Annotated in this window: 3 protein-coding genes and 1 pseudogene; 2 read left to right on the top strand and 2 right to left on the bottom strand. The window is 38.5% G+C overall.

Annotation, left to right across the window (positions count from 1 at the left end; genetic code table 11):
• Window positions 1-918, top strand: a pseudogene (locus DO88_RS11195) (tetratricopeptide repeat protein); the annotation flags it as partial.
• Window positions 919-1,266: 348 nt separating this feature from the next.
• The gene (locus tag DO88_RS11200) at window positions 1,267-3,798 is read left to right on the top strand and encodes a TonB-dependent receptor (protein ID WP_007378531.1); all 2,532 of its coding nucleotides are present in this window, start codon (window positions 1,267-1,269) and stop codon (window positions 3,796-3,798) included.
• 63 nt (window positions 3,799-3,861) lie between these two features.
• Here the strand turns inward: DO88_RS11200 and DO88_RS11205 are convergent, their stop codons facing one another.
• Entirely contained in the window at window positions 3,862-5,790 is a 1,929-nt protein-coding gene (locus DO88_RS11205; RefSeq protein ID WP_033030350.1) for a CRTAC1 family protein, read from the bottom strand.
• A 12-nt stretch (window positions 5,791-5,802) separates the two neighbouring features.
• The gene (locus tag DO88_RS11210) at window positions 5,803-6,807 is read right to left on the bottom strand and encodes a family 16 glycosylhydrolase (RefSeq protein ID WP_050482437.1); all 1,005 of its coding nucleotides are present in this window, start codon (window positions 6,805-6,807) and stop codon (window positions 5,803-5,805) included.
• Between the last annotated feature and the right edge of the window lie 96 nt (window positions 6,808-6,903).

The following is a 6,903-nucleotide window of genomic DNA, read 5'->3' as shown; positions in this document are numbered from 1 at the left end:
CTTGAAAAATGGCATGGTAAAACACCGGCATTAAGTGCAAGCGAGCACAGTATGCTTGAATTGCGCTCATTAAAAGCCATATCGCAAAATGCACATATGAGCTTAATTAATGACTTTTCGTTAAACGAAATAGATCGCGCCAGTGCGATTGCTTATTTAGGCAATTCAGGGGCTGAGCTAAACGATGCCACAGTAAAAAGTTGGGTTGATTCACCGCTTCCGCTTATTCGCTTGGCGATTGCTAAAGTAGGCTTTTTGTTGCCCGAAGCAGAGCGCTTAAAAAGCTATAAGCAACTATTAACCGACGAATTAAAGTCGGTGCGTGTTGCTGCAGCGCAAAACCTAAGCCAAACAACAGCGCAGTTAAATGGGCTTAATCAATCAATTATAGAGCTTGCACACGCTAATACTGTAAATACATGGCGCGGTGAAGGTAACATTAATCAAAGTATGCTCGCGCTCAACAAGCAAGACATAAACGGCGCCATTGAATCGTTACAAAATGGCATTAGCGTTGACCCTTACTTTGATGCAAGTTATGTAAATCTAGCCGACATTTATTACCGACTTGGCCAAACAGAAAAAATGCAAAGCACGTTGAATACAGGTTTAAAAGCAGTGCCTACCTCTGCGCCGCTACATTATGCAAACGGTATGGCGCTTATTAGAAACGGTAACAAACCCGCTGCTGTTGACTCGTTTAAACACGCAATGGCACTTGAAAGTAACAACGTGCAATACGCCTATTTGTATTTTTTAGCGCTTGATAGCATTGGGCTAACAACACAAGCTTTAGATGAATTAAAAGTACACATTGCGCACTATAATAATGCAAACCAACTTAAAGGGTTAGGCATTAGCTTTGCTCAAAAAAGTAAAAATAGAGATGCTTACCTCTTTTTTGTTACGTTAAAGTAGATTTTTAAATATATATTATATTTTATTCTAAAATTCACCTTTAAATTTAAAGTATTTACTTTCAACAACCTAAGTTTCATCTTGGCTATTTACACATAATAGAACAAGGTGAGACTTCACCTATTTTAAAGAAACATTTAATAAACAACAATTCAACATATTGCAACCACAAACATCATATGTTTAAATTGTTAACATGAATATGATTTGATAAAGCTTATTTCACTTGTTGTCTGTAATACAAAATACAGTGGTGAGTAACATTTTGTTAATCTGATTCTAAAAACAGGTAATGCCGTCGCAATATCTGCACACACATAGTAATTATAAAGAAACGGAGTAGTTAAAATGCTTAAACACAGTAAATTGCATACAGCAATATTGCTTGCATGTTGTTCTTTATCGGCTTTCACATCGACCGTATACGCACAAGAAGAGTCAGTTAAAAAAAACACAGATGACGATTTTGAAATTATTGTAGTAAGCGCACAAAAGCGCGATCAAGCACTTAAAGAAGTTCCTTCGTCTATTGAGGTGCTTAGCGGCGATTTAATTCAAGAAATTGGCATCGATAATGGGTTTGATCTAGTGACCTACTTACCTGGTTTTGGTATTGATGATAGTAGTGAAATAAGAACCACCACATTAAAAACACGTGGCATAGGTACTTTTACAAATTCAATTGGCTTACAGTCTTCAAATTTAGTCGTTATAGATGGCGAAGTGCTACCGCGCCAATCAATGCTCAACTTGCCTATTTCAGATGTTCAACGTGTTGAAGCTATGCGTGGGCCGCAAGGTACACTCTTTGGCCAAAATACATCTACAGGCCTATTACATTATGTAACTAAAAAACCTCAACTAGATGACAGGGTTTCAGGTACGGTTAGAGCACAAGTTACTGAGTTTGATGGCACTGATTTTAGCGGTACTGTAAATGTACCACTTAACGAAAACTGGGCAGCTCGATTTAATGCACAATACAGTGATATTGATGGCTGGATAAAAAACACCATGCCTGGTGAAGAAGACTACACTATTGGCGCAAAAACAACAAAAGCAGGCCGCGGCCAACTTTTATACGATAACGGCCAAGAATTAAATGTACTATTTCGCTTAGAATATTCAGAAACAGACACAAACTGTTGTTCACTTACTCGCTTAGGTGGCATTAACCCAGATTTTGGCCCGCGCCCAATCGTTAATGTAAAAGACGATGGCACTATTGAAGGCACCACTTATAACCGTGTTAATCCTGAGTCTACTTTTGAAGAAGCTGGCGGCCCGGTTACATCACGAAACGCTGAAGGTAACTTTGGTAGAACAGAGAACTTTGGCTTTTCAATATCTGCTGATTACTACCTAAATGATGAAATTACGCTTAGCTACAATGGTAGCTACAGAGACTTTGATTTATATAACAGCTCAGCATTTTTCACTATTAATTTTCCTGTAGAGCGAACCGCCTTTGGTGGCAACGAATCGGTTGATGTACTTCAACAAGAATTTCGTATCTCATCGTTTAACAATGAAAAGTTTGATTGGGTATTAGGCCTTTTTTACCATGATACCGACGGCCAACGCTCAGAGGTTCGCGATGGCTGTATTGCAGGTAACCGAGGATTTATTGAAGGAGGCGAATTAACTGGTTGTTATTCAAGACAGTCAACAGATGCTTTTTTAGCTAACTATGCAGCCACTGGCGATGACGACCGCTCATTATTGACGCCATCTCGTTTACTAAATAGTGGTGATTTTACAACTGGTTTTGAAAACGTCGCTATTTTTGGACAACTTGAATATCAAATAACTGAGCAATTAGATGCTACTTTTGGCTTTAGATTATTACACGAAAAAAGTAATGCGACCTTTGCCCGTACAGATTTGGCAACACCTTCTACGGGTGTTGGAATGGAAACATTCGATGAAGTATTAGAACTTGCTCAAACTGATCCATCGCTTATTTTACGCCAAGACGCGCCAACTAAGTTTGATAACTCAGACACAGCCTTTATCTATAAAGCAGTTGTTGGATATGATTTTACCGATGATATTCGCGGTTATGTAAATTATTCTACCGGCTATAAAGGCGCATCTTATTTTGTAACAACAAATACAGATCCTGCGGACGCAGACAACTTCCCTACCGATCCTGAAAACTCTTCAAACTTTGAAGTAGGCCTGCGTTCAGCGTATTTTGATAACGATTTACTGTTTAACTTTACCTACTTTGATATGAGAGTTGACGATTATCAAGTACGTGCCAGCCGTGTAATAGATGAAGAAAATAACATTATTTTTGCAGGCTACGTGAACGCAGCACAAGCGCGTTCAACCGGTATTGAAGCCGATGTAGTGGTTAAAATATCAGATAAATTGAAGTGGTCATTTAACTACGCTTATTTTGATGCACGTTACGAAGACTTTGCTGATACACCTATAAATTGTCCTGCTGGTGATGGTGGTTTACTTGCTTCTCGCTGCACTACTGATTCAACAGGTCGTCAGAGCTTTGATCAAACGGGTTTATCTTTCCCTAATAATGCTGAGCAACAATTTTTAAGTACTATTTCATACAATACACAAATTGCTGATACTGGCTGGAAAGCAAATACTAGTGCAGTTTGGCGTTATAATGGTAGCCATACGCAATCAATTAATGAACTTGCCTTTGGCGAATCAGCTAACCCATCGTCAAGCATTTGGGATGGTTACTTGAGTGTAAGCAAAGATAACCTTCAGTTTAGTGTCTTCATTAAAAACTTATTTGATAAGTCGTACACTACTCGCCAACGTATAAACTCTGAAGGTTTTGGGGAAGCATTCTATCCTCGTGACTGGAGTCGTTATGTGGGTGCAAGTGTTCAATATAGCTTTTAATTAAAGTATCAATACAAAAAATAGCGCTTAATAAGCGCTATTTTCTTACTTACACTTAATTACTTACAACGGCTCTTTTCTACCAACTAACTCCCCGTTAGCATCATTTATAACCGCATTGCTAATATCTATATACTCATTATTACTCCAACGAACCGATACATTATTTATCTGTGTACACGTACCTAAACCAACGTGTAGCTTGTTATTTTCACTTTGTGAAAAACCTGCACCCGTTGAGCCTACAACACGCTTATAAGTATGCCCACACGCTTTTATAGTAGCAGTAGCTCCCAATGCAGACACGCCAGCGTTAGGTGAGTAACCAATATTAGTGATCAAAAAATTATGCTGTGCATCTAAAACACTGTTATTAGTAAATAGGTGCCAACGGCCCCGCTCGTTTGAGTAGATTAAATCAAGGTCGCCGTCATTATCGTAATCAAAGGCCTGTGCACTCCCCCCGGTTGCTCCAAGTTCAGTTGAAATAAGACCATGATTTTGTAAAGCCTCAAATCCTTGACCGTGCTGATTTAAATACAGTACCTGCTCGTTAGCTCTTGCTGGATTACCATAACGTAATACAATTAAGTCGCTCCAACCATCGTTATTAAAATCCCCGGCTACTGCACTGGTTGTAGGCTCGCTAAGATTAATATTTAGCTTGGCTGTTGCATCAACAAATTTACCTTGCTGGTTTTCTAATAATACCGCTGGTAATGGCTCAAGCCCTTTTACGTTGGGTGAATTAATCACTCTTTTAATAACACCCGCTGTAGGCGATTTAGTATCCCCCGCGACGCGCCAAGTATCATTACCTAAGTAACCTATATATAAACCTTTTTTACTTAAATTTTTAGGCCAGCCGGTTGCTTGCTCTTTTGTTACATGTACCGTACGTTCACTGCCGCCGTGCCCTTTTAATATTAAAGGAGCGCTATTTTCTCCAATAAACACATTAAAATGAGGGTAAGCCATTTGCAGGTTTTCTATTTCAAAGTCACCCGATATTTTAAAGTCTTCAAATTTAAATGCTTCGTTACGAGCAAAAAAAGCAAAGTTTTGAGATTGAGCATCGTAAAAGGTGTGTTGTTCAAATTGATGTTTAGCGCGCGTTAAAAATAAATCAAAATCACCGTCATTATCAAAGTCGATTTCGGTCATGCTACTTACATGACTAATATTACGGTTATTCCCTAATACAGCCTTACTTTTATTTTTATAGCCTAAATCAGATTTGCTCTGCACTGCAACAATGTCATCTCCACCGTAAAAAAATAAATCATCGTGCCCGTCATTATTAAAATCACTTACTAAGGTTTTATAACCAAGCCATTTAGCATTAGGTAAGTAATCGACAAACTTAAAATGATTATGTCCTTCGTTTTTGTATATATGGTTCGCTCCTTTTTTTTGCCTATTTAATGGAAAAGCAGAAAGTACTAAATCTAGTACGCCACTGTTATTACCATCAACTAATTTAACCGAACGTCCGCGTGTGCGTTCAAAATCATCAAACGTTTTTCCGCCTTCAACAGTGCGGTCATGATTTATTTGAAACGACACAGGTAAACGAGGTTTTAAGCCACCACCACCTCCTTGGGCAATTATTAAATCCATACGACCATCTAAGTCGTAATCAGCAACAGCAACACCATGTGTGTCGCCTTTAATAATTATCTGTGGTGCTGAAAAGGTATTATCTTTGTTATTCCAAAAAATTTTTACTGCGTGGGTATGCTCAGTAATTAATACATCTTGATAACCATCTTTATCAAAGTCTGCAATCAGCGCGCTATCCCACTTACGGCGCGATAGGGGCTCAAAAGGTATAATGTTTTGCGATTCTCTAAACATTAATTTATTACTGCGGTTGTCGCTTAGTGTTTCATTGCTTACCCTTTGAGTAGTGTTACATCCACAAAGCAGAATACTTGTAGCAATCAGTGATAAACAAAATAATGTGCTTGCTGGCTTAGTATTTTTTTTCATTTAACCCACTCCTTACTTAACTGACTGTATTGGTTTTTGCTGCCAAACACGGATGTATTCAATTTCAAAGTCGACTACACCATCATCTTTTTTACCTTCAGGGCTATTACGTTCAAGCTCTTCTTTACTTTTTGGTACGCCATGCCAAGGAAAAGTCTCCTGATCAAGCCATAAAAACAGTGGCTTAGTGGCTACATAGCCTGTATCAACCCCACGATGCTCTTTAGCCCAGGCATCAGCTTGTGCTGCAGATACTTCGCTAAATAATTTACCGTCAACATAGTATTTAATTCCATCAGCACTCCAATCGATTCCATACACATGAAAGTCATCAGCCACTCTAAAACCTAAGTCTTTTCGCTCTGTATAAGTGGGCTTGCCCATCACCTTTTTATTCCAATCGCGGATTGACCACCATAATTCACTGTCTATGTGATCTTTTTTAGGATCAAGCGAGTCGCCAAATAATTCAAAAAAATCAACTTCTAACTTTTCACCCATCGACCAAAATGCACTGCTTATTTGCGCATCAGCGGCTTTACTTTTAATTTCTATGTACCCGTACTGAAATGACTTTCTGCCAATAAAGCATGCCGTTGTCAGGTTTTCGTATTTAAGTGCATCGCCAAACACGGGCTTATGTATTTTTTCTTCAAATGGAAAGTCTGGCTCCCAACGTGTTTCAAGCTTTAGCTTACCATCTTCTAAACGGTAGTTATTACCCGAAAATTGCGAAGGTGCTCGGCCTTTCCATACTTTTTTATTTGGCTTATCTGGGTGCTTATAAACGGGTTTACCCTTTTCTAGTTTACCCACAATGTACCAACGTTCTTCATCAATAGTGCTGGCTTCAAATTCATCACTTACTTGAGTGTTTAAAACCCATGCGCCTTCATTCAGGGGATCAGTTAGTGGCAGTAGTAACTCATTAGCCGAAACGCTCTTACTACCAAAAAACATCAACATACTAAGGGCAATTACACTGATTGCTGGCTTTTTAATGTGTAAAGTATTCATATAATATTTTGCATCCTATAAATCAGATTTTAAAATTAATGTTAGGGGAAATTTAATTACGAGTTCAAAACAAAAATCCCATAGTTAAACTAACTA

The sequence above is a fragment of the Pseudoalteromonas sp. S3431 genome (assembly GCF_000690035.1).
Classification (GTDB): Bacteria; Pseudomonadota; Gammaproteobacteria; order Enterobacterales; family Alteromonadaceae; genus Pseudoalteromonas; species Pseudoalteromonas fuliginea.
This window is presented reverse-complemented; position numbering and strand designations above follow the sequence as displayed.

Coding starts and splice junctions, on each gene's coding strand:
- DO88_RS11205 (WP_033030350.1), bottom strand. CDS start 5,790: ATGAAAAAAAATACTAAGCCAGCAAGCACATTATTTTGTTTATCACTG.
- DO88_RS11210 (WP_050482437.1), bottom strand. CDS start 6,807: ATGAATACTTTACACATTAAAAAGCCAGCAATCAGTGTAATTGCCCTT.
- DO88_RS11200 (WP_007378531.1), top strand. CDS start 1,267: ATGCTTAAACACAGTAAATTGCATACAGCAATATTGCTTGCATGTTGT.